Below are 25,256 nucleotides of genomic sequence, written 5' to 3'. Positions count from 1 at the left end.
GCATGTATTTACGTCCGGATGAGGTAGCGCGCGTACTGGAAAAAGCAGGGTTCGAAATGGACACCCTGACGCCAAAAATCTACGGTTATCGTCGTGGTGAAAATTATGTCTACGTCAATCGCGAAGCGCGCATGGGCCGCACCGCATTGATCATTCACCCCACGCTGAAAGAGAAAAGTCAGCACTTTGCCGAGCCCGCCTCAGAAATGAAAACCTGCGATCATTACACCCAGTTCCCGCTTTATCTGATGGGTGAATCCCAGGAACACTACGGTATTCCGCACGGTTTTAGCTCGCGCATTGCGCTTGAGCGCTATCTGCAAGGCGTATTTGGCGCCTGATGTGGGGCCCCGTTGACGCGGGGCCACCCCCGACTTTTTAAAACCCTTCCCCTTTGCCACGTTGCAAATTGACACGCTGGCGCGTATAACCCTGTGTCCATATAGATGTTCAGACGTCCATACGGATAAAAATAATGCAAACGCAGGATACTTCTTCGCAGGAAAACTTTAAGCGCACCATGAAAGTGCGGCATCTGGTCATGCTGTCACTGGGCGGCGTGATTGGCACCGGACTCTTCTTCAACACCGGCTATATCATCTCAACCACCGGCGCGGCGGGCACGCTACTGGCATATCTGATCGGCGCGCTGGTGGTGTGGCTGGTGATGGTATGTCTCGGCGAACTGGCCGTAGCGATGCCGGAAACCGGCGCTTTCCATGTCTATGCGGCGCGCTATCTCAGCCCGGCAACTGGCTATACTGTGGCATGGCTCTACTGGCTGACGTGGACGGTGGCGCTCGGCTCCAGCCTGACCGCCGCCGGATTCTGTATGCAGTATTGGTTCCCCACCACGCCGGTGTGGCTGTGGTGTTTGGTGTTCTGCATCGCCATCTATCTGCTGAATATCGTCTCCACGCGCTTCTTCGCGGAAGGGGAGTTCTGGTTCTCCATCATCAAAGTGGTCACCATCATTGCCTTTATCATTCTTGGCGCGGGCGCGATGTTTGGTTTTATCCCGATGAAGGATGGCAGTGCCGCACCGGGATTGAGTAACCTGACGGCTTCAGGCTGGTTACCGCACGGCACCTTGCCGATTCTGATGACCATGGTGGCGGTGAACTTCGCCTTCTCCGGTACGGAATTGATTGGTATCGCCGCTGGGGAAACGGAACAGCCACAGAAAGCCTTACCCTTGGCGATCCGCACTACCGTCGCGCGATTGATCATCTTCTTCATTGGCACGGTATTTGTGCTGGCGGCGCTGATCCCGATGGATCAAGCGGGCATCGTCAAAAGTCCGTTTGTTTTGGTGTTCGAGAAAATCGGCATTCCCTATGCAGCCGATATCTTTAACTTTGTGATCCTCACCGCCATCCTGTCAGCGGCCAACTCCGGGTTGTATGCCTCGGGCCGTATGCTGTGGTCGCTGGCAAACGAAAACACGCTGCCACGCTGTTTTGCCGGGGTAAATCGTCGCGGTATTCCAGTGTTGGCGATAACCGTCAGTATGCTCGGCGGCCTGCTGGCGCTGTTCTCCAGCGTGATCGCGCCGGATACCGTATTTGTGGCGCTGTCAGCCATTTCAGGTTTTGCGGTGGTGGCGGTGTGGCTGAGTATCTGTGCCTCGCACTATGTGTTCCGTCGTCGCCACTTGGCCGCAGGCGGTTCGCTGCAACAACTCGCCTATCGCGCGCCACTCTATCCTCTAACGCCGATTCTCGGTTTCCTGCTGTGCCTGCTGGCGTGTGTAGGGCTGGCCTTCGATCCTTCACAGCGTATTGCGCTGTGGTGTGGCATTCCATTTGTGCTGTTCTGCTATGCCGCATACCATGTCACGCATCGACGTAACCTGAAGGCCGGGGAGGCCAATGATGTCGCGTAATCCTGTCGCAGAAGCCTTAACACAACATGACACACTGATTCTGGATGGCGCGCTGGCCACCGAACTGGAGGCGCGCGGTTGCAATCTCGCCGATGCGCTCTGGTCTGCCAAAGTGCTGATGGAAAACCCTGAGCTGATTTATCAGGTGCATTACGACTATTTTGCGGCCGGCGCCAATGTGGCGATCACCGCCAGCTATCAGGCCACGCCGCAGGGCTTTGCGGCGCGTGGGCTGGATGAGGCGCAAGCGCTCACATTGATCGACCAAAGTGTGAAACTGGCACAACGTGCGCGTGATGATTATCGTGCGGCATCAGGCAGTGAAGCCGCTTTGCTGGTGGCCGGTTCCGTTGGGCCTTATGGCGCTTACCTTGCTAATGGTGCTGAGTATCGCGGTGATTACGCCCTGCCAGAAACTGAGATGAAAGATTTCCATCGCCCGCGCGTCAAGGCGCTGTTGGACGCAGGTGTGGATTTGCTGGCATGTGAAACCCTGCCGTCGTTTGCCGAAGCGCAGGCGCTGGAGAGTTTGCTGGCAGAGTACCCAAACAGCAGCGCCTGGTTCTCCTTCACCCTGCGTGATGCGCAGCACATCAGCGACGGCACGCCGCTGAGTCAGGTGGCTGAGCTAGTGAATGCGGCACCGCAAGTGGTGGCGATGGGCATCAACTGCGTAGCACTGGAGAGCGTGACACCGGCGCTGCAAGCCCTGCAGGCGCTGTGTGCGAAGCCGCTGCTGGTTTACCCCAATTCCGGTGAACAGTACGATGCGAGCAGCAAAACCTGGCACTCGGCGCCATCGGGCTGCACGCTGCAGGATAAATTCCCTGAGTGGCAACAAGCGGGCGCACGGTTGATTGGTGGCTGTTGCCGCACCACACCGCAGGATATCGCGGCGATTGCCGCCTGTTGTCAACCGCAATAAAGGCCAGAAAAGCAGCACTGATAGGGCGATTGAGGCGAGTGAAAAGCAGGATAGGGCAGTTTAGACTGTCCTATCTGATTCTATAGCGGACCTGCCATGAACCTGCGACACCTTCTTCCCGCCACTGCATTGCTGCTGAGCGGCTGTGCCACCATTGTCGGCACGGAAACGCAGCCGGTAAAAATCGACTCTGTCCCGCAAGGCGCGCGTTTCACCGTGCAGGATGAGACCGGCCGCGCAGTGGCGCAGGGCTACACGCCACAAACCGTCGAGCTGGCAAAATCCACTGGTAATTATTTTGGTAAAAAACACTATCAGGTGATGCTGGAGAGTCCGGGCTACGTGCCGGTGACGCTGCCGATCGAGGCCAGTGCCAACCTGTGGTATCTGCTGGGTAATATCCCGTTACTGGGCTTCCCCGGCTGGCTGCTGGTGGATCCGTTCTATGGCGGCATGTACGACCTGAAACCTGAACATCCGCAGCCACGTCTCAACGTGGTGGGTGCGCGCGGCGGTTAAACCGCATGGCGTGGTCGCGGCGCAATTTTTTGTGCATCTCCGAAGCAGGTATGTCGCTGAGAGATGAGCGATACACCGCGCTGCTAAGGTTCAGCATCATCTTTTTGGTTAAAAGCGATAAATCACATAGCTGCCGTTTGATATTCAAGACGGCAGCGACAATGAGAGCCGATTTCAAGCTATTGTGCTGTCGGCTTCACCATGGCATGACCGGATTTATGCTGCGCCAGATACTGCTGCTGGAAAATGCACATGCGAATGGTATTGCGGTATTCACCATTGATGAAAAATTCGTGCTTCAGCACGCCTTCCACTTCAAATCCCAGTTTGGTGTAGATGTGAATCGCTTTCTCATTCTCCTGATCAACAATCAGGTAGAGTTTGTAGAGATTGAGCACCGAAAAGCCATAATCCATCGCCAGTTTAGCCGCCTGACTGGCTAAGCCTTTGCCCTGATGCCCTGGATCAATGATGATCTGAAACTCAGCGCGACGATGCACGTGATTGATCTCGACCAGTTCCACCAATCCCGCTTTTTGCTCATCGTGTTCAACGACAAAACGACGCTCTGTTTGATCGTGGATATGCTTGTCGTAGAGATCCGAGAGCTCGACAAAAGCTTCGTACGGCTCCTCAAACCAATAACGCATCACGCTGGCGTTGTTGTCTAACTGGTGCACAAAGTGCAGATCTTCTCGCTCAAGCGGACGCAATTTCACCGTCATACGGTGTTCCTTCTGTTGAAAAATTGGCGTGATTATAGCGCCATCCGCCGAAGGTTGCTTTCGCACCAGTGTGATCATCGGCATAGGGTTTATGCACCGTTTCAGTGCGCGATCTCAACCCCCTCTCCCCATCACAATGGGCTTTCACAATCTGGCACAGCCATTGCTTGGCTTGTATAGATAAGACTATACAACCGTTGTTTTTCATCACCTTTATCAGGAGTGGAAGATGGGCAAGCCAGTGAAACTCGTTATTCGTGCATTAACCGCCGCAGTCCTGTGCGCCAGTGCTTTAGGGGCACAGGCGGCCGACACCAAAGTCGCCATCGGTATTTCCGGCTGGACCGGATTTGCCCCGCTGACGCTGGCCGATAAAGCTGGGATTTTCAAAAAGCACGGCCTTGATGTCGATGTGAAGATGATCCCGCAGAGCAGCCGACATCTGGCGGTGGCTTCCGGCACCATTCAGTGCGCGGCGACCACGGTAGAAACCTACATCTCCTGGAACGCCGCAGGCGTGCCGATCAAGCAGATCGTTCAGCTGGACAAATCTTACGGTGCGGATGGCCTCGCCGCCCGCAGTGATATCACTAGCATCAAAGATCTTAAAGGCAAAACCATCGCAGTGGATGCGCCCGGCACCTCACCTTATTTCCTGCTGGCGTGGATGCTGGATAAAAACGGCATGACGATGAAAGACGTGCGTCTCGCGACCATGGCACCGCAGGCGGCGGCACAATCTTTTGCAGCGGGTCAAAACGATGCGGCCGTGACCTATGAACCTTATCTCTCGGTGATCCGCAACCAGCCTAAGGCAGGCAAGATCCTCGCCACCACGCTGGATTATCCGATGGTCATGGACACGCTCGGCTGTACGCCAACGTTCCTGAAAGAACATCCTCAGGCCGCGAAAGCGCTGGTGGCCAGCTATTACGATGCGCTGGAGATGATCAAACAGCAGCCGGATAAATCCAACGAGATCATGGGTGCAGCAGTAAAATCCACTGGCAAGGAGTTTGCGGAATCGGCCAGTTATTTGCGTTGGCAAGGGCCGGAAGAGAACAAGAAATTCTTCAATGGCGAAATTGAAACCTTCAGTGATGAAGCCGGCAAACTGCTGCTGCGTGCAGGGGTGATCAAGAAAATGCCGGATGTGAAAAGCCTGTACGACGCCAGCTTTGTGCAGTAAGCAGGAGAAAGGAGATGGAGATGAGTAAAAGCCAACCCGTGACTCCGCCAGCAGCGCTGCCGGAGGCGCCGCAGCGCTGGCACAATCCGTTGATGGTGCCGCTGAAAGCGATTTCGCTGCGCTTACGTGTCGCGCTCGGCGTGGCGTTCTTTGTGCTGTTTATCGCGGTATGGACGCTGGTAACGCTGGGCGGCATGGTGTCGCCTACTTTCCTCGCCGATCCTCTCACCATGCTGCAGCAAGGTGTGGTGCTGTTCACCGAGTACAACTTCTCGCTGGATATCGGCATGACGGTGATGCGCGTTCTGTCGGGCTTCCTGCTGGCGGCCGTGATAGGTGTGCCGCTGGGCATCATGATGGGCGCTTACAAAACCTGGGAAGCGTTTCTTGAACCCTTCGTCTCCTTTTGCCGTTATTTACCGGCCTCGGCGTTTGTGCCGTTGCTGATTCTGTGGGCCGGTATCGGTGAAACCCAGAAAATCCTGGTGATCTTTATTGGCTCCTTCTTCCAAATCGTCTTGATGGTGGCGGTCACGGTGAGCGGCGCACGTCGCGATCTGGTGGAGGCGGCCTACACGCTAGGCTGCAGCAACCGCTCGATCGTGCGTCGCGTGCTGATCCCCGGCGCAGCACCGGGTATTGCCGAACTGCTGCGTCTGGTGCTCGGCTGGGCGTGGACTTACGTCATCGTCGCTGAATTGATCGGATCGGAAAGCGGCATCGGCCATATGATCGTCGACAGTCAGGCATTGCTGAATACCGGGCAGATCATTTTCGGCATCATTGTGATCGGCTGCATTGGCTTGATCTCTGACTACCTGTTCAAAGTGCTCAATCGGCGCTTGTTTGCATGGAGCACCCTGTAATGAAACACATCAAACTCAACGTGCGCGGCGTGGAACGCATTTTTACCGGACCGAAAGGGGAACAGACCCAGGCGCTGCAGCCGATCCACTATCAGGTGGAGGAGAATGATTTCATCACTATCCTCGGTCCCTCAGGCTGCGGTAAATCCACGCTGCTGCGCATCATCGCCGGACTGGATACGCCCACGCGCGGGGAAATCTGGCTGGACGGTAAAAGCGTGGAAGGGCCGGGTGCCGATCGCGGCATGGTGTTCCAAAGCTATACGTTGTTTCCGTGGCTGACGGTGGAGGAGAACATCCGCTTTGGCCTGCAGGAGCGTGGCATCAGTGCAGCGCAGCAGAAAGAGCGCAGCGACTACTACATCCAGCAGGTGGGATTACGCGGCTTTGCGCAGCACTATCCGCGCCAACTCTCGGGCGGCATGCAGCAACGTACTGCGATCGCCCGTGCGCTGGCCAACGATCCCTAAGTGCTGTTGATGGATGAGCCGTTTGGCGCACTGGATAATCAGACGCGCGTGATGATGCAGGAGCTGTTGCTGTCGGTGTGGGAGCAGTCGCGCAAGACTGTGCTGTTCGTCACCCACGATATCGATGAAGCAATTTTCATGGCTAACAAGGTGGCGATTTTCAGCGCCCGACCGGGCCGCATCAAGCAGGAGGTAGCAGTGAATTTCAATAATGGGCGCGATTACACCATTAAAACCTCACCCGAGTTTATGGCGTTAAAGGCCGAAGTGACCGAGTCGATTCGTAGCGAAACGATGCAGGCGATGGCGCATTAAGCAGAGATCACATTTAGCGTAAATTGAATGGCGCATCGATTTACGCTTGTCCGTGGCGGCACGATGGAGCATGCATCTGTTTGCGATATGATCGCTTTAGATGCGGATGAAAAATCGCGCCGCAACGGTTGAGTGAAAATGCGTTAACCGACAATCCGACCCAATGCCATATGCGCCGCGCGGTCGCACATATGATCAATCACATCGGGATCGTGACTTACCAGCACCATGGTCAACCCATCATTCTGCTTCAAATCATTCAGCAGATTCAGGATCTCCGCCTGCACCGACATATCCAGTGCTGATGTTGGCTCATCCAGCAACAGTATCTTTGGCTCCAGCAGCAGGGCGCGCACAATCGCCACGCGCTGTCGCTGGCCGCCGGACAGCTGATGCGGATAACGATCCGCCAGCGCTGGATCCAGCCCGACATGGCGAAAACCCTGATTGATGCGGTCGTCGATATTATCGCGCTTCAGCATCTTCAACGGTTCGGCCAGGGTGCGGCGCAGACGATGGCGTGGATGCAGTGAGGCATACGGATCCTGAAACACCATCTGCACATCACGACGCAGCGGGCCGGTAAAGGCTTTACCCGGTCGCACGTCGGTGCCGGCCAGTTGCATGCTGCCGCTCCAGAAGGGATTCAGTCCGGCCATCACCCACAGCAGTGAAGACTTGCCGCAGCCCGATGGCCCCACCAGACCGAAACATTCTCCCGCCGCCACCTGCAAGGATATGTCATGCACCACGGTGCGCAGTTCATAACCCTGCTTATGCGATACGCTCAGATTGTTTAACTCAATCATGGTCTGCCTCCAGCGCAGCGCGATCCAGCACCGGCAAGCGTTCACCGTGCGTGGCTTTGCTCGGACGACAGGACCATAGCGTGCGTGTGTAAGGATGAGTCGCATTAGATAGCTCTGCCGCAGGCAACGTATCCAGCAATTTGCCTTTGTACATCACCATCACGCGATCGCAGTGCTCAGAGACCTGCTGCAGATCGTGGCTGATCAGCAGTAAGCCCATATTACGCTGCTCCACCAAACGACGAATCAGTGCCAGCACCTGATCGCGCATCGCATGATCAAGCGCCGAGGTCGGTTCATCGGCAATCAGCAGATCGGGATCGGTGATCAAAGCGATCGCCAGCATCACACGCTGCCCCATGCCGCCGGAAAGCTGATGCGGATAACGCTTCATCAACTGACGGGGATCCGGAAGACCGACCGCATCCAGCATCTCGCACACTTTCTCTTTACGTTCGGCACGGCTCAGTTTGCGGTGTAGCACCAGCGGTTCTTCGACCTGCCAGCCAATAGTGCGAGTCGGGTTGAGGGCGTATTTCGGATCCTGCATCACCATCGCGACTTTGCCGCCGCGCAGGGCGATCCAGTCGCGTTCGCGCAGGTTGAGCGCATCGGCACCCACCACCTGTAAGCGATCGGCCTGCAGGTGCAATGAAGGAGAGAGCAGCCCCATCAGCGAGCGGGCCGTCAGTGATTTGCCCGAACCGGATTCACCCACCAGCGCCACGCGCTCACGGCCAATTTGAAAGGCGATATTATCCACTAACAGCGTATCTTCGCTGCGGATGGTCAGCCCCTGCACATCAATTAACAGATCATTTGGCATGACGGGTATCCAGTCGGTCGCGCAGGCCATCGCCTGTCAGATTAAACGCCAGACTGGCGAACAGAATCGCACCGCCGGGGGCGGCAGCCACCCACCATTGGTCGAAAATCACTTTACTGCCTTCCGCCACCATCGAACCCCATTCGGCGGTTGGCGGTTGCACGCCCATGCCCAGGAAGCCCAAGCCCGCAGCGGAGAGAATGATGCCGCCGAGGCTCAGCGCCGCACGCACTACTGCGGTGGGCAAACACAGCGGTAAAATGTGCCCGAACATTAAGCGCAAACCGGTAATACCCTGCATACGTGCGGCAGCCAGATAATCACTGCGGCGCAGTGCCAGGGTTTCCGCACGCGCCTGACGGGCAAAGGGTGGCCAACTGGTTAAGGCCAGCGCCAGCGCGCCGTTCATCAATCCCGGGCCGAGCATGGCCACCAGCGCCAAAGCAATCACCAGATTCGGCAGCGACAGGAAGATATCCGTGATGCGCATCAGCACTCGCTCGGTCCAGCCGCCCACATAGCCGGCAGTAATCCCGACCAGCAGTCCCACCGGAATGGTCAGTACCAGAATCAGTGACACCAGCAACAGCGTAGGACGTGCACCATAAATCACGCGTGACAGCAAATCACGGCCAAAGCCATCGGTGCCAAACCAGTGCAGCGCGGAAGGGGCCTGCAAACGCTGGGCGATCACCTGGGCGTTAGGATCAAAGGGTGCCAGCAGCGGGGCAAACAGCGCCATCGCCACCACAATCACCACCAGCGTCAGACCGATGGTCAGTGAAGTCACGCGCGCACGACGGCGGCGCGGACGAACTGTCTCCAGTTCAGAGAGTTGTTGAGTCATCGGGTTCTCGGATCGGTTAACCAGGTGAGGGCATCGGCCACGGCATTAAGCAGAATAAAGCAACTGCCAATCAGCAGGGTCGAGCCGAGAATCGCTGGTGTATCAGAGGAAAACAGCGCGTTGGTCATGTAGCGTCCGACACCGGGCCAGGCGAAGACGGTTTCGGTTAACACCGAACCTTCCAGCAGGGTGGCGTAGGAGAGGGCAATCACAGTGATCAGCGTCCCCAGCACGTTGGGGAAGATGTGTCGCAGCAGGATGCGAGTCCGTCCTGCACCTTTGGCGCGTGCCAGAATCACATACTCTTTGCTGCTCTCTTCTAACAGCGCGGCACGCAATAAGCGTGTAATACCGGCCATCGCCAGTAAGCCAAGAATCACCACCGGCAGCCACAGGTGGGCAATCGCATTGCGGAACATCTCTGGATCGCCAGATAGCCAGCTATCAATCAGCACAAAGCCGGTTTTCGGCTCCAGCGTGTAGATCCAGATATCATCCAACTGTCCCGGCCCGGCAGACCAATGCAACACCGCGTAAAACAGCAGCAGACCCAGCAGACCCAGCCAGAATACCGGAACGGAATAGCCGAGCAGCGAGATAAAGCGCGCTACGTTATCGATCACGCTGCCCGGCTTCCACGCGGCCAGCAAGGCTAAAGTGATGCCAAACACGGCGGCAAAGATCATCGCACAGGTGGCGAGTTCAATAGTGGCGGGGAAGGTGCGCATCAGATCAGCGCTGACAGGCTGATTAGTCAGATGCGAAAGCCCTAAATTACCCTGCGCCAGATGGCTGATATAACGCCAGAACTGTACCAGCACCGGCTGGTCGAGGCCGAGATCGTGGCGCACCTGTGCATAGGTGGCTTCGCTGGCGTGATCGCCGGCGATTTGCTGCACCGGATCAACCGGCGACAGGTGCGACAACATGAAAGTGAACGCTAACAAACCGATCAGCGTCACCAGCAGCGACAACAGGCTGGTGACCAGGCGGCTAACGCGTTGCCAGAGTGGCCGGGCGAACCCGGCCTGTGAAGCAGACACTGCCATTACTTAGAAACCTGCGAGTAATACACCATGTCTGGGTTAATCCCCTGCACATAGCCTTTCAGGTTATCGCGCAGCGCAATCAGGTTGCGCGCCTGCAAGCCGATCACGTAGGGCGAGTTCTTCAGCACTTCGCGCTGCATCGCCTGGTACAGTTCAACACGCTTGTTGCTATCCGCTTCAGCGGTGGCGGCCAGCGTCTGTTTACTCAGCTCTGGAATGTGCCAGTCTGAACGGTAAGCAATGGTTTTGCTGCCATCTTCAGGGTTGTAAGCAAAGGAGGCGGCGTTGGTATTCGGATCGAAGTAATCCGCGCCCCAGGCGTTCAGCGTGGCTTCGTACTGATGCGCTTTCACGCGGGTAGAGACTTCAGAACTCAGACCCGGTTGCACTTCCACCTTCACGCCACCTTTAGCGAAGCTGCCCTGCAGCGCCTGCGCGATGTCGAGATACGGCGGTTGGTTGCTGGTCGAGAGTTTAAAGCTGACGTTGGTCAAGCCGGCTTTCTTCAAAATCGCTTTGGCTTTCTCCGGATCGTAGGTGTACGGCGTGTCATTCAACGCACCGAGGAAACCTTTAGGCAGGAAGGTTTGATGTACTTCGAACTGGCCTTTCAGCAGGTCGTTAGCAATACCTTTGTAGTCGAACAGGTAACGCGCCGCTTCCCACAGTGCCGGGTTCTTCAACACTGGATTCTCACCGACGTTGAACTGAATGTAGTAGAGCGAGGCCATCGGAATCGCTTCGGTCTTCACGCCCATTTTGCCTTTCAGCGCCGCAATTTGGTCTGCGCCGAGGTTACGAGCAATATCCACATCGCCCTGTTCCAGTAGCAGACGACGCGCAGCAGGTTCCGGCACGTTCTTGATCAGGATGTTCTTCAGCTTCGGTGCGCCCGCCGGTGAGGTCGGGTTGGCGGTCAGCAATACCACTTCATGCAGCACCACTTTACGAATCTGATAAGGGCCGCTACCCGCGGAGTTGGTGCCTAACCATGCATGGCCGAAGTCGCCGTTTTTGGCATTCGCCTGCGCAGTTTTCTCATCCACAATTGAAGAGACCGGCGCAGACAGCAGGCTCAGCACATAGGCCGGGCTGACGTTGGCGCTCCAGCTAATCTGCACATGGTTGTCATCGACTTTTTTCAGGAAGGTATCGACGTTGTCTTTATTCCAGCCGAGCTGCGTCAGAATAAAGGAGGGATCGAGGTTAAGTTTCACCACGCGACCCAGCGAGAAGATCACATCTTCCGGACGCAGCGGATTACCACTGGCGAATTGCGCGCCTTTGCGCAGTTCAAAAGTCAGGCTGCGGTTGTCACTGCCTGGCGTCCAGGAGGTGGCCAGCGTTGGCTTCAAATCGGTAGGGTTAGTTGGATCCGACTGAACCAGACGTTGATAGATGTTAGTAAACGCTTGCACCGTGGTGAGTTCAAAGCCCTGCGCCGGATCGAAGCTATCAGCATCATCAGTCGACTGCGCAATCACCAGCGTATCTTTTGGTGTTGCGGCCTGAGAGGAGAAGGCGGCTACCAGCGATAACGCCAGCAGTGAGGGAATGATTTTTTTCATGTTGTTTCCTTGCCTTAAAAAAGTAACGCGAGTGTACGAGAGCGCCGTAATGAAGAATAGTCAATTTATGGCTATACATATGCTTTACGGTTCTAAGCACGACGGATTGGTTATAAGCCTGTTAAATATGCTGTTATTGTTATCGCACCGCGCTGTGCTAGAGACTCGCTAATTTTTGTCCTTTCATCAACCAAATTACAACGGAATTTAAACTCGTTGCTGAACGGAAATAATTAACTTTACTTCGAAGTCTTCAGGAATATAATGGCGCCAACTTCAAACAGGAGAATTCAGTTGGACAGTCACCCTTTTAGATGGCAACACAAGGCAAGCTGACGCGCGAATTCTTTTGTGGCTGCTTGCCAACACGGCGGGCAGCAATCCTCTCTTCTCTCTGATGATTGTTCCCCTTTAAACGACAGTAGCGGGTTGATGCCCGTGGGGATTTCATCATGCACATGATTTTAAACGCACTTTTTCCTCCACCTCGATGCGCGCGCTGATTTTCAGCGTGCATAATTAACCGCTGTTTTAGCGCGTTTTGGCACGTCCGTGCTCAGGCTACCTGGCAAATCTGGACTGACTGAAGATCGCTTTCAGCGGCATCATTGACATCGTCATCGCTATTTCTCGTTATTTTAACGAGCGAATTTCTTCGTCTTTTATTTACGGGAGGTCATATGGAAATTCCCGATAGGTTATTTTTAATCATCTAACGCAGCGTCGTTAATTTAATTTATCCCGAACTATGTGCTCCATGCACAGGGACTTTTATTGCCGTAGAAAATAGAGGAATGTCATCATGACTGACATGAAACTCAACCAGGAAAAAAAATCCTGGAGCAACGCCCGCCCGCAGCGTCAGAAAACGCCGCGCTATCTGATTGAAGATGAAGCCGGTTTCACCGCCGATGAAACCCTGGTTCGCCTGCGCAGTGATGCGCTGGGCCTGAGCGAACGCGAAGCCGAAGCGCGTCTGGAAGTCTATGGCCGCAATCAGGTGGCGCATGATAAAGCGCCGCACGCGCTGATTCAGCTGATCCAGGCATTCAATAACCCCTTCATCTACGTATTAATGGCGCTGGCAGCGGTGAGTTTTTTCACTGACTACCTGCTGCCATTACGTAAAGGCGAGGAGACCGACCTGACCGGTGTCATCATCATTGTGACGATGGTAACGCTCAGCGGTTTGCTGCGCTTCTGGCAGGAGTTCCGCACCAATAAAGCCGCGCAGGCGTTGAAATCCATGGTGCGCACTACCGCTACCGTACTGCGTCGGGAATCTGCCCAACAGCCCCCGGCTAGACAGGAAGTGGATATTGCCACTTTAGTCCCCGGCGACATTATCTATCTATCGGCTGGCGATCTGGTGCCTGCCGACGTACGTTTGCTGGATTCGCGTGACCTGTTTATCAGCCAGGCGATCCTGACCGGTGAATCACTGCCGGTGGAGAAATATGACGTCACGGGCCACGTCACCAGCAAAGGCGCGGGAGCGAGCGATCACGGGGCTTCACTGCTGGAACTCGGTAGCGTGTGTCTGATGGGCACCAACGTCTCCAGCGGCAGCGCCAAAGCGGTGGTAGTGGCAACCGGCGGCGAAACCTACTTTGGCAGCCTGGCGAAATCGATTGTCGGTAATCGCTCGCAAACTGCTTTTGATCGCGGTGTGAACAGCGTCAGCTGGCTGCTGATCCGCTTCATGCTGGTGATGGTACCGGTGGTGCTGCTGATTAACGGGCTAACCAAAGGCGACTGGCTGGATGCCTCGCTGTTTGCGCTGGCGGTAGCGGTGGGTCTGACGCCGGAAATGCTGCCGATGATTGTCAGCTCGAATCTGGCGAAAGGCGCGATTGCCATGTCACGCCGCAAAGTTATTGTGAAACGGCTGAACGCGATTCAAAACCTCGGCGCGATGGACATCCTGTGTACCGATAAAACCGGCACGCTGACCCAGGACAACATCATTCTTGAGCATCATCTGGATTGCGCCGGGGTGGAAAACTCTCGCGTACTGATGCTGAGCTGGCTCAACAGCCACTATCAGAGCAGCACGCCGAATCTGATGGATCGTGCGATTCTGCGCTACGGCAAGGATCGTGTAACGGCGGACATGGGCGACTATTACGCCAAAGTGGATGAGCTGCCGTTTGATTTCGTGCGTCGTCGCGTGTCGGTGGTGGTGCGCGATCGCCGCCTCAATCAACAGATGCTGATCTGTAAAGGCGCGGTAGAAGAGATGCTGAGCATCGCTACGGCTGAGCGTGAAGGAAAACTGGTTCAGCCGCTGGATGAAAAACGCCGTGCAGAATTGTTAGCTCTGGCACATCAGTACAACGAGCAAGGTTTCCGTGTATTGCTGGTGGCGAGTCGTGTACTGGAAGAGCCGGGCTTGCAGCAGGCATTGAGTGTGGCGGATGAACAAGGGTTAACCGTGGAAGGGTTGCTCACTTTCCTCGATCCACCTAAAGAGAGTGCCGCCAAAGCCATTAACGCGCTGCGTGAAAACGGCGTCAGCGTCAAAGTGCTGACCGGCGACAACCCGGTGGTCACCGCACGTATTTGCCAGCAAGTCGGTATCGACAGTGGCGATATCGTGACTGGCGATCAGATCGCGATGATGAGCGATGAGCAACTGGCAGAGGCGGCAGCGCACAGCGCGGTGTTTGCCAAACTGACGCCGCTGCAGAAATCTCGCATCTTGCGTGCATTGCAGCAGCAAGGACACACCGTCGGTTTCCTCGGTGACGGAATTAACGATGCGCCAGCCCTGCGTGATGCCGATGTCGGGATTTCAGTGGATAGTGCAGCAGACATCGCCAAAGAGTCTTCTGACATCATCCTGCTGGAAAAAGATCTGATGGTGCTGGAAGAGGGGGTGATGAAAGGACGCGAAACCTTCGGCAACATCATCAAGTATCTGAACATGACCGCCAGTTCCAACTTTGGCAACGTGTTCTCTGTGCTGGTGGCGAGCGCCTTTATTCCGTTCCTGCCAATGCTGGCGATTCATTTGCTGATTCAGAACCTGATGTATGACCTGTCTCAGCTGGCGCTGCCATGGGACAAAATGGACCGTGAGTTCCTGCGCAAACCGCGCAAATGGGACGCGCGTAATATCAAACGCTTTATGCTGTGGATTGGGCCTACATCATCAATCTTTGATATCACGACTTTTGCTGTGATGTGGTACGTGTTTGCCGCCAACACGCCGGAAATGCAGTCACTGTTCCAGTCCGGTTGGTTTGTAGAAGGGTTGCTGTCGCAGACGTTGGTAGTGCATATGCTGCGCACCCAGAAAATTCCGTTCATTCAAAGCCGTGCTGCACTGCCGGTGATGCTGACTACGGCGTGTGTGATGATTGCAGGCATTCTGCTGCCATTCTCCCCGTTGGGACACATGGTGGGATTGACCCCGTTGCCTTGGGCTTACTTCCCATGGCTGGTCGCGACCTTGTTAGGTTACTGCGTGGTCGCACAGGGTATGAAAATGCTCTACATCAAACGCTTCGGCCAGTGGTTCTAATCATATGGAGGCGCTATGCGGAATCGAAATCTTAATAAGGTGGTGTGCCATCTGCTGATAATGATGGTGGTGATTGTTGTGCTAACGTTGGTGTTTCGTTAGTCAAACCAAGGGCAGGTTATCCTGCCCTTTTTGCCTTTTAACTGCGGGAAGGGACAAATGAGCCAAACAAAACGCGCGTTAATTATCGGTGCTTCAAAGGGGATTGGACTGGCGGTGGTGCAGCAACTGCTGGCCGATGGCTGGGACGTCACGGCCACTTATCGCAGCACTGCCGTTTCCTATCAGCATGAAAAACTGCGCTGGCTGCCGCTGGATATCACCGTTGCCACACAGCGTGAGCAATTACTTCAGCAGCTCAAAGGTGAGCAATTTGACCGCGCGCTGATCAATGCCGGGATTCTCGGCCCGGATTCAATGGAGCTGATCGCCACTTCCGATGATGAATTGATGCAGCTGTTTATGACCAATAGCATTGCGCCCGTGCGCATGGCGGAAGGTCTGTTACCGCTGCTGACGGAAAAGCAGGGTGTGCTTGGCATCACGACATCGCGTCTCGGCAGCCTGACGGAGAATGCCGAGGCGATTCGTCCGTATTACTCTGCCAGTAAGGTGGCGCTGAATATGCTGAGCCGTGCGCTGCTTCAGCAGATGGAGCAGCGTGGAACAACCTTGCTGTCACTGCATCCGGGCTGGGTGAAAACCGATATGGGCGGTGATGATGCGGATATTACTGCGGTGGAAAGTGCTCAGGGATTAGTGGCGCAACTGAACCGTTTTTCCGGTCAGGGCGGACATCATTACGTCGATTACAGCGGCAGGCAATTAGCCTGGTGATAGTAAGCGCCTGCTGACCGATGCCAGCAGGTGATAGCCTTATTCGTCTGGCTGGTAGTACTGCACACCAATCTCAATACGTTCGCGCCCGCTGGCCACGCGATGGCGATTGCTGTCGCGCAGCGAGTAGATGCAGCCGCAGTACTCCTGCTGATAGAAACGCTCGCGCTTGCTGATCTCAATCATGCGTGATGATCCACCGCCTTTACGCCAGTTAAACTCCCAATACAGCATGTCAGGATAGTGCGCTGCTGCACGCACACCGCAGTCATTAATCTGCTTCATGTCCTTCCAGCGCGAAATACCCAACGAACTGGTGATCACCGGGAAGCCATTTTCATGTGCATACAGCGCAGTACGTTCAAAGCGCATGTCGAAACACATGGTGCAGCGTACGCCACGCTCCGGTTCCCACTCCATGCCGCGCGCCCGATCAAACCAGTTATCTTTATCGTAATCGGCATCCACGAAAGGCACACCGAACTGCTCAGCAAAGCGGATATTTTCTTCTTTGCGCAGCTCGTACTCTTTCAGCGGATGAATGTTTGGGTTGTAAAAGAAGATGGTGTAATCGATTCCGGAAGCCAGCATCGCTTCCATCACCTCACCCGAGCAGGGTGCGCAGCAGGAGTGCAACAGCACTTTGTTGTGACCGTTGGGTAAAGGCAAGGGCTGGCGTTTGAAGGTGTCAGACATAAGAAAAAATGGTTAATGAGTGTTGAGCGAAGTGTAAGTCGATATCGAGCCGGACGCAAAGCGGCAAAAACGAAAAAGGCCGCAATCGCGGCCTTTCGGGATTCTGTCAGAAGAACTTATTCAGTCACTTTCTTCTTCAGATCGCTGGCACCTTCTTTGGTTTTATTCCAGCCTTTAGTCGCACCTTCTTTGGTGGCATCCCACCCTTTTTCAGAGCCTTCTTTGGTTTTGTTCCAGCCTTTCTGTGCGCCTTCGCTCACTTTGCTGCTGGTGCTGTCGCTCTTACCTTCAACAGCATGTTTGGCTTTCAGCTTCTGCTCTTCGCCCTGATGCTGCGCCTGATGCAGCTTCTCTTTGGCGGTGTTTGCGCCCGCTTGTGCGTTCGCGACGGTGTCGTCAGTTGCATGTGTGGTAGCGGCAAAAGCCGAAGAAGCCAGCAGCAGGGCAGATACAGCAATAATTGTCTTTTTCATGAATATTCCCTCATCAATCGCTCTATGAGTTATGAGCGTAGTTAACAATGGCACGCTCAGCCAGAATTGGCTCCAGGAATAACCTTAATTGAATCATCGGGTTTGCCCGGTGCGAGAAATGAGCATTTTAAGCCATGCTGCTATGTGCTCAGCCTGAAGGCACTTCAGGCAAGCCGATGAAAGTTGTGAGTCGCCTCAGCTTTAGTGGATCTGACACTGTATCTTTTTCTGGTAAAGGGTAATTTTAGTGCCGCCATAACCACAAAAAATGTCTTAAGGATGAGAGATGAAAAGTAGAGTTGTTGAAATCCTGCAATATCGGTTGAAAACAGATACAGGCAGAACCTTCCATCGAATCATGCGAGATATCAGTGTTCCTCTGCACGTCGAGCAGGGAATTGATGTCGTCGCTTACGGTTGTTCTCTCCATGATGCTGATAGCTATTTTCTTCTTCGAGCATTTGAAAATGAAGAGGAAATGCACGATGTTCTGGAAGCATTTTATGCCAGCGAGGCGTGGCGTTCAGGGCCGAGAGAAGCCATCATTGAACGTATTGAGGTGAGTCTTAAATCTGTGCTGCTGCTTTCACCCAGCGCAATTGATGAGATGAGAAACAGCTTTTTAGCCTGGCAATGAGAGTGACGGGCTGCACATGTATCTGTTTAGCAGGTGAAATTTGAAGAGTGGTTTTACTATAACTTAAAGCCAGCGAATCAGGCTGGCTGACTATTCTTCATCCCGCTCTTTAGCCGCTCGCTGGCGATTGTAATACTCATCTTCCGCAGAAATGATTTCATCCAGCAGGGAGTCCATATCTACAGCATGAACTTCTTCCACAAACAGACCGGTTAAAACGGTTTCAGGCGTTAACTTGCCGTCTTCAAATAGCTGCCAGATTTCTTTCGCATAACGCGTTTCTAAAATCTGTGGGGCAAACTGACCGTAATATTCGGTGATATTATTCACATCGCGCTCAAACATTGATTCGGCGTGATTGTTTGCTGAAGCATCCACCGCTTGAGGCAGGTCGATGATCACTGGGCCATGCTCATCTTGCAACACGTTAAACTCTGACAGATCGCCATGCACAATGCCGGCACACAACATGCGTACGATATTGCGAATCATGGTGGCGAAATCAGTCAGAGCTTCCTCTTGCGACAAAATCACATCGCTCAGACGTGGTGCTACTGCGCCATCTGCATCAGTGACCAGCTCCATCAACAGTACACCGTCGAGGCACATATAGGGTTCAGGCACGCGAACGCCGGCTTTGGCCAGGCGGAACAGCGCATCGACTTCTGCAGTATGCCAGACTTCCTCTTGCTGCTTGCGTCCGAATTTGGAGCCTTTTTGCATTGCACGCGCACTGCGGGAGTTGCGAACTTTGCGCCCCTCCTGGTATTGCACGGCCTGCTTAAAGCTGCGCTGAGAAGCTTCTTTGTAGACTTTAGCGCACTGGACTTTGCCGCCGCACATGACAGTGTAAACGTCAGCTTCTTTGCCGCTCTTCAAGCGCTGAAGCACGTTATCGATCAGGCCGTCATCGACCAGCGGTTGGATTCGGTTTGGAATTTTCATGCGGCTTTATACCGCATTTCAGGGGACTCACGCATTAAGAACATGGGGCTTAACATAAGAAAAGCCAGACGCATGGCATTATGAGCAGGGGATGGATTCAGTATCACCATAACTCTCATTTCTCAAGCGAGATTTGACGTACTGTTATCAGGAATTCACGCGCGGTGGTGTCCCAAAGCTCAGGCGAGAAATCAAACTCATAGCGTCGCTTGAACTCCTCCTCTACGCCATTATCATAGGCGGAGATAAAATCATCGACTTCTTCGACGAGATCTTTGAGCATCCAATCTGGGGCTGTTTTTTTGAAGAGCCTGACTATGCCTTCAACTGTGTCTTCACCATCATTAATGATGTCGGCATCCTGGTTGAAATAACCGAAAATCAGTTGATCAAGAAAATGGAAATTTTGCATTTTGCACCTTAAAGAGACGGGAACGCGGTAAGAATGTAGTAGGGTTTCCCATTAAATTGTTGAAATTCAATGACCACTCTCACATTTGTCATGGCTGTCCGCTGGCTGTCTCCTCGTTTGAAGCCGTAGCCAATAGTTTTCCCTGCTGCATTACGAATAGTCAATCTGACACCTTTCTTACCACCTGAGAGAACAGACTTTATGACGGCTCTATTAGCAAAAAGCGCTCTCGATATTGCTTCCTCAGCAATCTGCAGGTTAGTAAAGGTGGTAGAGAACGTTAAACGCTTATTGGTTTCAAAACGGGATAACAACTCTGCATCGCTTTTGCCAACGTGTGTGGAAAGCGTATGCCCTCCGGGTTTTAAACCCGTCATCGATTCATGCTCAATCAGTTTGATGCGACCCGCTCTCACCGATGCTATCCGGGTTGCACCAATACCAAATGCAAATCCTGGTGGAACAGCGATGTCGACAGTCAGGCCGATTTTCATCGCAGTTTCGTCATCCGCGCCAAAGGATTTTGCAATTGCTTCAGCTGCTTTGTACGTTGCCGTTCGGGTATTTCTGCCCACGATAATCTGATTAGCGGCAGCATGAATACTGGGCATAAAAAAGCCCGCAAGGCTTGCGCCGTGCGGGCTTTCAGGACTTCAGCGGACGATTCTGGTATCGCCGCGAAAGAATTTTGGTGGAGCTGGCGGGAGTTGAACCCGCGTCCGAAATTACTACACCGTCGGTACTACATGCTTAGTCAGTCTTTACATTCGCCGGCCAGCTGCGGACAGACACGCCACTGACAAACTAGCCTGATTAGATTTAGTGCTTCAACCCCAGGCAAGGCATCCACACGATCTCTTTTGGGTTTGACCTCTCTTGATCCCCGTCTTAAGAGCGGAAGCTAGGGAGAGAGGGCTCTTGGCAGGTTATTAAGCTGCTAAAGCGTAGTTTTCGTCGTTTGCGACTATTTTTTTGCGGCTTTTAACGAGGCAAACCGCCCCTCGACATGCACCTAAGGCTTCACAATCCCGTCGAGTCCAGAATCAGCCCCAAGAACTTCTTATACTACAGAATAGTGACGGATGAATCCAGTGCTTAACGCTTTGAATTCTTCATAATACGTGCTTTATCCATCTGCCATTCGCGATCTTTCACATCGTTACGCTTGTCGTGTTCTTTCTTACCGCGCGCCACACCGATCTTCAGCTTGGCCCAGGCGTTTTTCCAGTACATCGATAGTGCAACCACCGTGAAACCTTCGCGGTTGACACGACCGTAAAGCGAATCGAGTTCGCGCTGCTTAAGCAACAGCTTGCGGCTACGCGTGGGGTCACACACCACGTGCGTAGAGGCAACCGCCAGCGGCTGGAAAGTAGAACCGAACAGATAGGCTTCGCCATCGCGCAGCAAAATGTAGCTGTCGCTGATATTGGCTTTACCGGCGCGGAGTGATTTAACTTCCCATCCCTGTAGCGACATCCCCGCTTCGAACTCTTCTTCAATGAAGTATTCGTGGCGAGCGCGTTTGTTGAGGGCAATAGTGGCTGAACCGGGTTTGTTAGCTTTTTTCTTTGTCATAGTGCGGCGTAGTCTACATCACTCAGTCTGTGGGCGCATCCCCCTGTCCTGGGGGCGGTAAAAAACACACTATTTTAGCACAGCTGGCAAACCCGTGAATTTTGTTTGGTGTCCGAAAATGGTATTATTCAACGGTTTTGTGATGAACAGGAACCATTATGGCCCAGATTAGCCGTTCGGCGTTGGTCCCCTATAGCGCTGAGCAGATGTATCAGCTCGTGAATGATGTGGACGCTTATCCTCAGTTTCTTCCGGGCTGCACCGGCAGCCGCGTGCTGGATAACAGCGGAAATCAGATGACGGCAGCGGTAGATGTCTCGAAAGCGGGCATCAGTAAAACCTTTACCACACGTAATACCCTGATCAGCAATCAGAGCATTTTAATGCAGCTGGTTGATGGTCCGTTCCGCAAGCTGACCGGTGGATGGCACTTCACGTCTCTGGGTGATGATGCCTGCAAAGTGGAGCTGAGTCTCGACTTCGAATTCACCAACATGCTGGTTGAAATGGCCTTTGGTCGTATCTTCAAAGAATTAGCGAATAGCATGGTGCAAGCGTTCAGTCAGCGCGCGAAAGAGGTTTATCGTGCCTGATATCACCGTTGAGATCGTTTATGCGCTGCCTGAAAAGCAGTATTTGCGTTCGGTAACCCTGGAAGAGGGTGCGACCGTAGAGCAGGCGATTAAAGCCTCGGGCTTGTTATCACTGCGCAAAGACATCGACCTTTCCAGCAACAAGGTGGGTATTTTCAGCCGGCCAGTAAAGTTGGGTGATGCGGTTCAGGATGGCGATCGTGTGGAGATTTACCGCCCATTGATTGCGGATCCCAAAGAGATGCGTCGCCAGCGAGCAGAACGCTCGGCGAGCAACAAATAGCGGAATCGCAGACACAAAAAAGGCGCTTAAGCGCCTTTTTTGTTGCCGCTCACTTAGCCTTCTTTGCCAGTGAGTTTCGGTTTGTTATCGATATTGGTCAGCGTACCGTTGCTGTCAAAGGTCAGCGTCAGGGTTTGCTGCTTCACGCCTTCATGGCCTGGTTCCTGACGGAACACGTAATACCAGACATTGCTGCCAAACGGATCATGCATCATCGGTGTGCCGAGAGTGTAGGCAACCTGCTGCTGCGTCATGCCGGTGTGAATCTTCGAAACATCGTTGGCGACCAGGTAATTCCCCTGATTGATATCCGGACGATATACAACGCGCTCAAGGGTGGAACATCCGGCGGTCATCATCAACATTACCACTGCCGCGGCAGTCAGCGTTTTACAGCGCATCTATACATTCCTTTTCTGGGGCCAAACGCCTTTTGTCAGGCTGTTTTGTTGCCATCAAATTCTGAACTCTGCTTACGGCAGGCTTTATTATGGCGATATAACTGCCGATGATAATAAACCTTTGTCCTATTGGAAACCTCTACAGAGCAAGCATATGACCACCAGGCCAGAAAAAAGTGCGGAATCAGGCTGCTAAAAGTTCTTTTGCGTTAGCCAGCGTGTTGCGCGTGACTTCGCTACCGCCTAACAAACGTGCCAGTTCCTGCAGGCGGGCTCGTTTATCCAGCGGCTGCATATGGGTTTCGGTCATCTCGCCATCGGTCTCTTTGCTGACGTAGAAGTGCTGATGTCCACAACCGGCAACCTGCGGCAAGTGCGTCACACACATCACCTGGGTAGATTCGCCCAGTTGACGCAGCATCTGACCGACCACCGCTGCCGTTGGGCCGCTGATACCGACATCCACTTCATCGAAGATCATGGCCGGCGTTTCCATTTTCTGTGCGGTGATCACCTGAATCGCCAGCGCAATACGCGACAGCTCACCCCCTGATGCCACTTTGCCGAGTGGTTGCAACGGCTGGCCAGGGTTGGTGGTCACTCGGAAATCAATGCGTGTAGCACCATCTGCCGTGAGTTGATCGGCTTTGAACTCCAGTTCAATGGCAAATTGACCGTGCGGCATCGACAGGGTACGCATGCTCTGGGTGATCAGCTGGCTGAGTTCATGCGCTGCCTGCTCACGCAACTGATGCAGTTTTTCCGCGCAGGCCACAGCCGCCAGATGGTGTGAACCCACTTCGTTTTGTAATGTTTCCTGGTCGCTCTCTTGCTGCGACAGTTGTTCTGCTTCGTCCAGCAACTGCTGATACAGCACCGGCAAGGTTTCAGGTGACACGTGATGTTTACGTGAGAGGGCAATCTGGCGTGACAAACGTTGTTCCAGTTCATGCAGACGATTGGGATCGAGATCCAGACGTTCACAATAGTGGCGCAGTTCGTCGCTGGCTTCGCTCAGTTGAATCGCTGCCTCTTCCAGCAAATTGAACACGCTGCTCACTTTGTCATCCAGCGATACTAATTCGCCGAGCAAATTGCGCGCGCTATACAGCAAGCTTTGCAGGTTAGTGTCATCGCTATCGGCGAGAATTTGCAGTGCCTGCTGACTCGTAGAGAGCAGTTGGCCGCTGTTGGCGAGGCGTTTGTACTCTTCATCAATCTGCTCAAATTCGCCCGGCTGCGGGGCAAACTCATTAAGTTCTTTCAGCTGATATTGCAGCAGTTCACGGCGTGCTTCACGCTCCTGTGACAGCTGCTGATGCTGAGCCAGCGCACGACAGCTTTGATGCCAGCGCTGGTAGTGCTGACGCATCTCATCAAGCAGGTCATCATGAGCCGCATAAGCATCCAGCAGATGTTTTTGGTGGTCTGGCTTGAGCAGCAGCTGGTGCGCATGCTGGCCGTGAATTTGAATCAGCAGCTGTCCGAGTTCACGCAGTTGTGACAGCGGCACCGAAGTGCCATTGATGAAGCCACGAGAGCGGCCATCGGCACTGATCACGCGGCGCAGCAGGCATTCGTTACCTTCATCGAGCTGATTCTCCATCAGCCAGCGCTGTGCAGAAGGTGAGGCTTTGAGCTGGAAACGCGCGCAGATATCGGCACGACTGGCACCCTGACGCACCATATCTGCTTCAGAGCGGCCGCCCAGGCACAGGCCCAGCGCATCAATTGCGATGGATTTACCTGCGCCGGTTTCCCCCGTGATCGCTGTCATCCCACGATGAAAGTCGATCTCCAGTTCACGAACGATAGCAAAGTTACTGATGGTCAGTTGTGCCAGCATGAAATCACCTGTATGTAAAAACAGATATGGTTTTTCATACAGTATAAACTGGTTTTTTATACAGTAAAGTGGCTGGCGGTGATTTTCAGAACAATTTTTTTGACCAGCCCAGTTTTGAGCTTAACGTATTAAAATAATTGTAATTTTTAGGATGGATTAGGTTGAGATGATGCGCGCTGCGGCGAATCAACACATCTTCTCCTTCCTGGATAGGTAACGCAATCTGGCTATCGCAGCTGATCTCCAGGTCGCTACGCAGAGATGAGAAACGCAGTCGAATGGTGCTGCTGCTGTTGATCACCAGCGGGCGGGCAGAAAGTGTGTGCGGGAACATGGGCACAATGGCGATGGCATCCAGTGATGGCGTCAGAATCGGGCCGCCCGCTGAGAGGGAATAGGCGGTAGAACCGGTGGGCGTCGAGATGATTAAGCCATCCGAACGCTGGGAAAAGGCAAAAACTTCATCGATATACACCTCGAATTCAATCATGTGTGCCACTTTTCCTGGATGCAGCACCACTTCATTAATGGCACTTCCAATCCGCGGTGAGCACGCTTCTTTGCACACCTGCGCCTCCAGCAGGAAACGGCTTTCGACAAAGTATTCGCCTTGCAGCACATCATCCAGCTGTTGCTGTGCGTTATCGGGATCGAGATCGGTGAGAAAACCGAGATTACCGCGGTTAATCCCAATCACTTTGATGTCATAACGTGCCAGCACGCGTGCGGCGCCCAGCATATTGCCATCACCGCCCACTACCACGGCTAAATCTGCACGTTGGCCGATTTCCGCCAGGCTGCCGGTTTCCACATCTTTCAGGTTCAGTTCGCGCGCAATCTGCTGCTCGACGATCACCTCATAGCCTTTTGCTGTCAGCCAGCGCCAGAGCATTTCATGGGTGGTTAACGCAGTAGGATGGCGCGGATGGCCGACAATCCCAATGCAGTTAAAGTGTTTGTTCATTTAGCGCGTGTTCCTCATAAGCCAAAACGGCCAGGCAATGTGATGGGTTCACTTGAAACCGTCAAACTGATC

At 53.8% G+C, this 25,256-nt stretch carries 26 protein-coding genes, 1 other RNA gene and 1 pseudogene; 12 read left to right on the top strand and 16 right to left on the bottom strand.

Annotated features, from left to right (window positions below; all coding sequences use genetic code 11):
* The first annotated feature begins 2 nt into the window (after positions 1-2).
* The 4 genes from WFP70_RS18700 to WFP70_RS18685 all read left to right on the top strand — a co-directional run bounded on the left by WFP70_RS18700 (position 3) and on the right by WFP70_RS18685 (position 3,329).
* Positions 3-341 (top strand): DUF2002 family protein, encoded by a 339-nt coding sequence (locus WFP70_RS18700; protein ID WP_034825485.1) that lies wholly within the window; start codon positions 3-5, stop codon positions 339-341.
* Positions 342-475: 134 nt separating this feature from the next.
* Positions 476-1,885 (top strand): S-methylmethionine permease, encoded by a 1,410-nt coding sequence (gene mmuP / locus WFP70_RS18695; protein ID WP_337024004.1) that lies wholly within the window; start codon positions 476-478, stop codon positions 1,883-1,885.
* Positions 1,875-2,810, top strand: coding sequence for a homocysteine S-methyltransferase (gene mmuM, locus WFP70_RS18690; protein ID WP_337024035.1), 936 nt, complete (start codon positions 1,875-1,877; stop codon positions 2,808-2,810). The genes mmuP and mmuM overlap by 11 nt, the downstream gene beginning before the upstream one ends.
* A gap of 96 nt (positions 2,811-2,906) precedes the next feature.
* A complete protein-coding gene (locus tag WFP70_RS18685; protein ID WP_038645291.1) occupies positions 2,907-3,329 on the top strand; it encodes a hypothetical protein in 423 nt (140 codons plus the stop codon).
* Positions 3,330-3,508: 179 nt separating this feature from the next.
* On the opposite strand, the gene speG is transcribed toward WFP70_RS18685, so the two are convergent.
* Positions 3,509-4,054 carry a spermidine N1-acetyltransferase gene (speG, locus tag WFP70_RS18680; protein WP_337024005.1) on the bottom strand — a complete coding sequence of 182 codons (546 nt, stop codon included), beginning with the start codon at positions 4,052-4,054 and terminating at the stop codon, positions 3,509-3,511.
* A 229-nt stretch (positions 4,055-4,283) separates the two neighbouring features.
* Here speG and WFP70_RS18675 point away from each other — a divergent pair, with 229 nt between their 5' ends.
* The 3 genes and pseudogenes from WFP70_RS18675 to WFP70_RS18665 all read left to right on the top strand — a co-directional run bounded on the left by WFP70_RS18675 (position 4,284) and on the right by WFP70_RS18665 (position 6,894).
* The gene (locus tag WFP70_RS18675) at positions 4,284-5,243 is read left to right on the top strand and encodes an ABC transporter substrate-binding protein (RefSeq protein WP_337024006.1); all 960 of its coding nucleotides are present in this window, start codon (positions 4,284-4,286) and stop codon (positions 5,241-5,243) included.
* A 20-nt stretch (positions 5,244-5,263) separates the two neighbouring features.
* Positions 5,264-6,109 (top strand): ABC transporter permease, encoded by an 846-nt coding sequence (locus WFP70_RS18670; protein ID WP_160869411.1) that lies wholly within the window; start codon positions 5,264-5,266, stop codon positions 6,107-6,109.
* Positions 6,109-6,894 (top strand): annotated as a pseudogene (locus WFP70_RS18665) (ABC transporter ATP-binding protein). The gene WFP70_RS18670 and the pseudogene WFP70_RS18665 overlap by 1 nt, the downstream one beginning before the upstream one ends.
* 143 nt (positions 6,895-7,037) lie before the next feature.
* Here the strand turns inward: WFP70_RS18665 and WFP70_RS18660 are convergent.
* Genes WFP70_RS18660 through WFP70_RS18640 form a run of 5 tightly spaced genes read right to left on the bottom strand, consistent with a single transcriptional unit; the run spans position 7,038 to position 11,993 of the window.
* A complete protein-coding gene (locus tag WFP70_RS18660; protein WP_337024007.1) occupies positions 7,038-7,703 on the bottom strand; it encodes an ABC transporter ATP-binding protein in 666 nt (221 codons plus the stop codon).
* Complete coding sequence (locus tag WFP70_RS18655; RefSeq protein WP_337024008.1) at positions 7,696-8,529, bottom strand: ABC transporter ATP-binding protein; 834 nt, start codon at positions 8,527-8,529, stop codon at positions 7,696-7,698. Before WFP70_RS18655 ends, WFP70_RS18660 begins: the two co-directional genes overlap by 8 nt.
* Entirely contained in the window at positions 8,519-9,376 is an 858-nt protein-coding gene (locus WFP70_RS18650; protein ID WP_034825506.1) for an ABC transporter permease, read from the bottom strand. Before WFP70_RS18650 ends, WFP70_RS18655 begins: the two co-directional genes overlap by 11 nt.
* Positions 9,373-10,425: an ABC transporter permease gene (locus WFP70_RS18645; protein WP_337024009.1), complete on the bottom strand. Its 1,053-nt coding sequence runs from the start codon at positions 10,423-10,425 to the stop codon at positions 9,373-9,375. Before WFP70_RS18645 ends, WFP70_RS18650 begins: the two co-directional genes overlap by 4 nt.
* Positions 10,425-11,993 (bottom strand): ABC transporter substrate-binding protein, encoded by a 1,569-nt coding sequence (locus WFP70_RS18640; RefSeq protein ID WP_337024010.1) that lies wholly within the window; start codon positions 11,991-11,993, stop codon positions 10,425-10,427. The genes WFP70_RS18645 and WFP70_RS18640 overlap by 1 nt, the downstream gene beginning before the upstream one ends.
* An 802-nt stretch (positions 11,994-12,795) precedes the next feature.
* On the opposite strand from WFP70_RS18640, the gene mgtA reads away from it, so the two are divergent.
* Positions 12,796-15,519 (top strand): magnesium-translocating P-type ATPase, encoded by a 2,724-nt coding sequence (gene mgtA, locus WFP70_RS18635; RefSeq protein ID WP_337024011.1) that lies wholly within the window; start codon positions 12,796-12,798, stop codon positions 15,517-15,519.
* A 159-nt stretch (positions 15,520-15,678) separates the two neighbouring features.
* Entirely contained in the window at positions 15,679-16,356 is a 678-nt protein-coding gene (locus WFP70_RS18630) for an SDR family oxidoreductase (RefSeq protein ID WP_337024012.1), read from the top strand.
* A 39-nt stretch (positions 16,357-16,395) separates the two neighbouring features.
* On the opposite strand, the gene WFP70_RS18625 is transcribed toward WFP70_RS18630, so the two are convergent.
* Together WFP70_RS18625 and WFP70_RS18620 are read right to left on the bottom strand one after the other, a co-directional pair.
* Positions 16,396-17,052 carry an epoxyqueuosine reductase QueH gene (locus WFP70_RS18625; protein ID WP_034825520.1) on the bottom strand — a complete coding sequence of 219 codons (657 nt, stop codon included), beginning with the start codon at positions 17,050-17,052 and terminating at the stop codon, positions 16,396-16,398.
* 116 nt (positions 17,053-17,168) lie between these two features.
* Positions 17,169-17,525 carry a hypothetical protein gene (locus WFP70_RS18620; protein ID WP_337024013.1) on the bottom strand — a complete coding sequence of 119 codons (357 nt, stop codon included), beginning with the start codon at positions 17,523-17,525 and terminating at the stop codon, positions 17,169-17,171.
* Between the two features lie 286 nt (positions 17,526-17,811).
* On the opposite strand from WFP70_RS18620, the gene WFP70_RS18615 reads away from it, so the two are divergent.
* Positions 17,812-18,162, top strand: a complete 351-nt coding sequence (locus WFP70_RS18615) for an NIPSNAP family protein (RefSeq protein WP_160834643.1) — start codon at positions 17,812-17,814, stop codon at positions 18,160-18,162.
* Between the two features lie 90 nt (positions 18,163-18,252).
* Here WFP70_RS18615 and WFP70_RS18610 read toward each other — a convergent pair whose 3' ends face one another.
* The 5 genes from WFP70_RS18610 to smpB all read right to left on the bottom strand — a co-directional run bounded on the left by WFP70_RS18610 (position 18,253) and on the right by smpB (position 21,097).
* A complete protein-coding gene (locus WFP70_RS18610) occupies positions 18,253-19,107 on the bottom strand; it encodes a PA4780 family RIO1-like protein kinase (protein WP_337024014.1) in 855 nt (284 codons plus the stop codon).
* A gap of 115 nt (positions 19,108-19,222) precedes the next feature.
* The gene (locus WFP70_RS18605; protein ID WP_337024015.1) at positions 19,223-19,519 is read right to left on the bottom strand and encodes a contact-dependent growth inhibition system immunity protein; all 297 of its coding nucleotides are present in this window, start codon (positions 19,517-19,519) and stop codon (positions 19,223-19,225) included.
* Between the two features lie 8 nt (positions 19,520-19,527).
* A complete protein-coding gene (locus tag WFP70_RS18600) occupies positions 19,528-20,130 on the bottom strand; it encodes an RNase A-like domain-containing protein (RefSeq protein ID WP_337024016.1) in 603 nt (200 codons plus the stop codon).
* Positions 20,131-20,208: 78 nt separating this feature from the next.
* Positions 20,209-20,570, bottom strand: a transfer-messenger RNA (tmRNA) gene (gene ssrA / locus WFP70_RS18595).
* A 44-nt stretch (positions 20,571-20,614) separates the two neighbouring features.
* A complete protein-coding gene (gene smpB / locus WFP70_RS18590) occupies positions 20,615-21,097 on the bottom strand; it encodes an SsrA-binding protein SmpB (RefSeq protein ID WP_337024017.1) in 483 nt (160 codons plus the stop codon).
* Between the two features lie 158 nt (positions 21,098-21,255).
* On the opposite strand from smpB, the gene WFP70_RS18585 reads away from it, so the two are divergent.
* Together WFP70_RS18585 and WFP70_RS18580 are read left to right on the top strand one after the other, a co-directional pair.
* The gene (locus WFP70_RS18585; RefSeq protein ID WP_034825580.1) at positions 21,256-21,690 is read left to right on the top strand and encodes a type II toxin-antitoxin system RatA family toxin; all 435 of its coding nucleotides are present in this window, start codon (positions 21,256-21,258) and stop codon (positions 21,688-21,690) included.
* A complete protein-coding gene (locus WFP70_RS18580; RefSeq protein ID WP_200577615.1) occupies positions 21,683-21,973 on the top strand; it encodes an RnfH family protein in 291 nt (96 codons plus the stop codon). Before WFP70_RS18585 ends, WFP70_RS18580 begins: the two co-directional genes overlap by 8 nt.
* 53 nt (positions 21,974-22,026) lie before the next feature.
* Here the strand turns inward: WFP70_RS18580 and bamE are convergent, their stop codons facing one another.
* The 3 genes from bamE to nadK form a co-directional block, all read right to left on the bottom strand.
* Positions 22,027-22,374 carry an outer membrane protein assembly factor BamE gene (bamE, locus tag WFP70_RS18575; protein ID WP_034825584.1) on the bottom strand — a complete coding sequence of 116 codons (348 nt, stop codon included), beginning with the start codon at positions 22,372-22,374 and terminating at the stop codon, positions 22,027-22,029.
* A gap of 184 nt (positions 22,375-22,558) precedes the next feature.
* Positions 22,559-24,220, bottom strand: a complete 1,662-nt coding sequence (gene recN, locus WFP70_RS18570) for a DNA repair protein RecN (protein WP_337024018.1) — start codon at positions 24,218-24,220, stop codon at positions 22,559-22,561.
* Positions 24,221-24,305: 85 nt separating this feature from the next.
* Positions 24,306-25,184 (bottom strand): NAD(+) kinase, encoded by an 879-nt coding sequence (gene nadK / locus WFP70_RS18565; protein WP_034825588.1) that lies wholly within the window; start codon positions 25,182-25,184, stop codon positions 24,306-24,308.
* Positions 25,185-25,256 lie beyond the last annotated feature (72 nt).

Source organism: Pantoea sp. USMM079, from assembly GCF_037153115.1.
Taxonomy (GTDB): Bacteria; Pseudomonadota; Gammaproteobacteria; order Enterobacterales; family Enterobacteriaceae; genus Pantoea; species Pantoea communis.
This window is presented reverse-complemented; position numbering and strand designations above follow the sequence as displayed.

Bases quoted from the DNA above. Each gene is read 5' to 3' on its own strand.
- WFP70_RS18700 (WP_034825485.1), top strand. From the start codon at position 3: ATGTATTTACGTCCGGATGAGGTAGCGCGCGTACTGGAAAAAGCAGGG.
- mmuP (WP_337024004.1), top strand. From the start codon at position 476: ATGCAAACGCAGGATACTTCTTCGCAGGAAAACTTTAAGCGCACCATG.
- mmuM (WP_337024035.1), top strand. From the start codon at position 1,875: ATGTCGCGTAATCCTGTCGCAGAAGCCTTAACACAACATGACACACTG.
- WFP70_RS18685 (WP_038645291.1), top strand. From the start codon at position 2,907: ATGAACCTGCGACACCTTCTTCCCGCCACTGCATTGCTGCTGAGCGGC.
- speG (WP_337024005.1), bottom strand. From the start codon at position 4,054: ATGACGGTGAAATTGCGTCCGCTTGAGCGAGAAGATCTGCACTTTGTG.
- WFP70_RS18675 (WP_337024006.1), top strand. From the start codon at position 4,284: ATGGGCAAGCCAGTGAAACTCGTTATTCGTGCATTAACCGCCGCAGTC.
- WFP70_RS18670 (WP_160869411.1), top strand. From the start codon at position 5,264: ATGAGTAAAAGCCAACCCGTGACTCCGCCAGCAGCGCTGCCGGAGGCG.
- WFP70_RS18660 (WP_337024007.1), bottom strand. From the start codon at position 7,703: ATGATTGAGTTAAACAATCTGAGCGTATCGCATAAGCAGGGTTATGAA.
- WFP70_RS18655 (WP_337024008.1), bottom strand. From the start codon at position 8,529: ATGCCAAATGATCTGTTAATTGATGTGCAGGGGCTGACCATCCGCAGC.
- WFP70_RS18650 (WP_034825506.1), bottom strand. From the start codon at position 9,376: ATGACTCAACAACTCTCTGAACTGGAGACAGTTCGTCCGCGCCGCCGT.
- WFP70_RS18645 (WP_337024009.1), bottom strand. From the start codon at position 10,425: ATGGCAGTGTCTGCTTCACAGGCCGGGTTCGCCCGGCCACTCTGGCAA.
- WFP70_RS18640 (WP_337024010.1), bottom strand. From the start codon at position 11,993: ATGAAAAAAATCATTCCCTCACTGCTGGCGTTATCGCTGGTAGCCGCC.
- mgtA (WP_337024011.1), top strand. From the start codon at position 12,796: ATGACTGACATGAAACTCAACCAGGAAAAAAAATCCTGGAGCAACGCC.
- WFP70_RS18630 (WP_337024012.1), top strand. From the start codon at position 15,679: ATGAGCCAAACAAAACGCGCGTTAATTATCGGTGCTTCAAAGGGGATT.
- WFP70_RS18625 (WP_034825520.1), bottom strand. From the start codon at position 17,052: ATGTCTGACACCTTCAAACGCCAGCCCTTGCCTTTACCCAACGGTCAC.
- WFP70_RS18620 (WP_337024013.1), bottom strand. From the start codon at position 17,525: ATGAAAAAGACAATTATTGCTGTATCTGCCCTGCTGCTGGCTTCTTCG.
- WFP70_RS18615 (WP_160834643.1), top strand. From the start codon at position 17,812: ATGAAAAGTAGAGTTGTTGAAATCCTGCAATATCGGTTGAAAACAGAT.
- WFP70_RS18610 (WP_337024014.1), bottom strand. From the start codon at position 19,107: ATGAAAATTCCAAACCGAATCCAACCGCTGGTCGATGACGGCCTGATC.
- WFP70_RS18605 (WP_337024015.1), bottom strand. From the start codon at position 19,519: ATGCAAAATTTCCATTTTCTTGATCAACTGATTTTCGGTTATTTCAAC.
- WFP70_RS18600 (WP_337024016.1), bottom strand. From the start codon at position 20,130: ATGCCCAGTATTCATGCTGCCGCTAATCAGATTATCGTGGGCAGAAAT.
- smpB (WP_337024017.1), bottom strand. From the start codon at position 21,097: ATGACAAAGAAAAAAGCTAACAAACCCGGTTCAGCCACTATTGCCCTC.
- WFP70_RS18585 (WP_034825580.1), top strand. From the start codon at position 21,256: ATGGCCCAGATTAGCCGTTCGGCGTTGGTCCCCTATAGCGCTGAGCAG.
- bamE (WP_034825584.1), bottom strand. From the start codon at position 22,374: ATGCGCTGTAAAACGCTGACTGCCGCGGCAGTGGTAATGTTGATGATG.
- recN (WP_337024018.1), bottom strand. From the start codon at position 24,220: ATGCTGGCACAACTGACCATCAGTAACTTTGCTATCGTTCGTGAACTG.
- nadK (WP_034825588.1), bottom strand. From the start codon at position 25,184: ATGAACAAACACTTTAACTGCATTGGGATTGTCGGCCATCCGCGCCAT.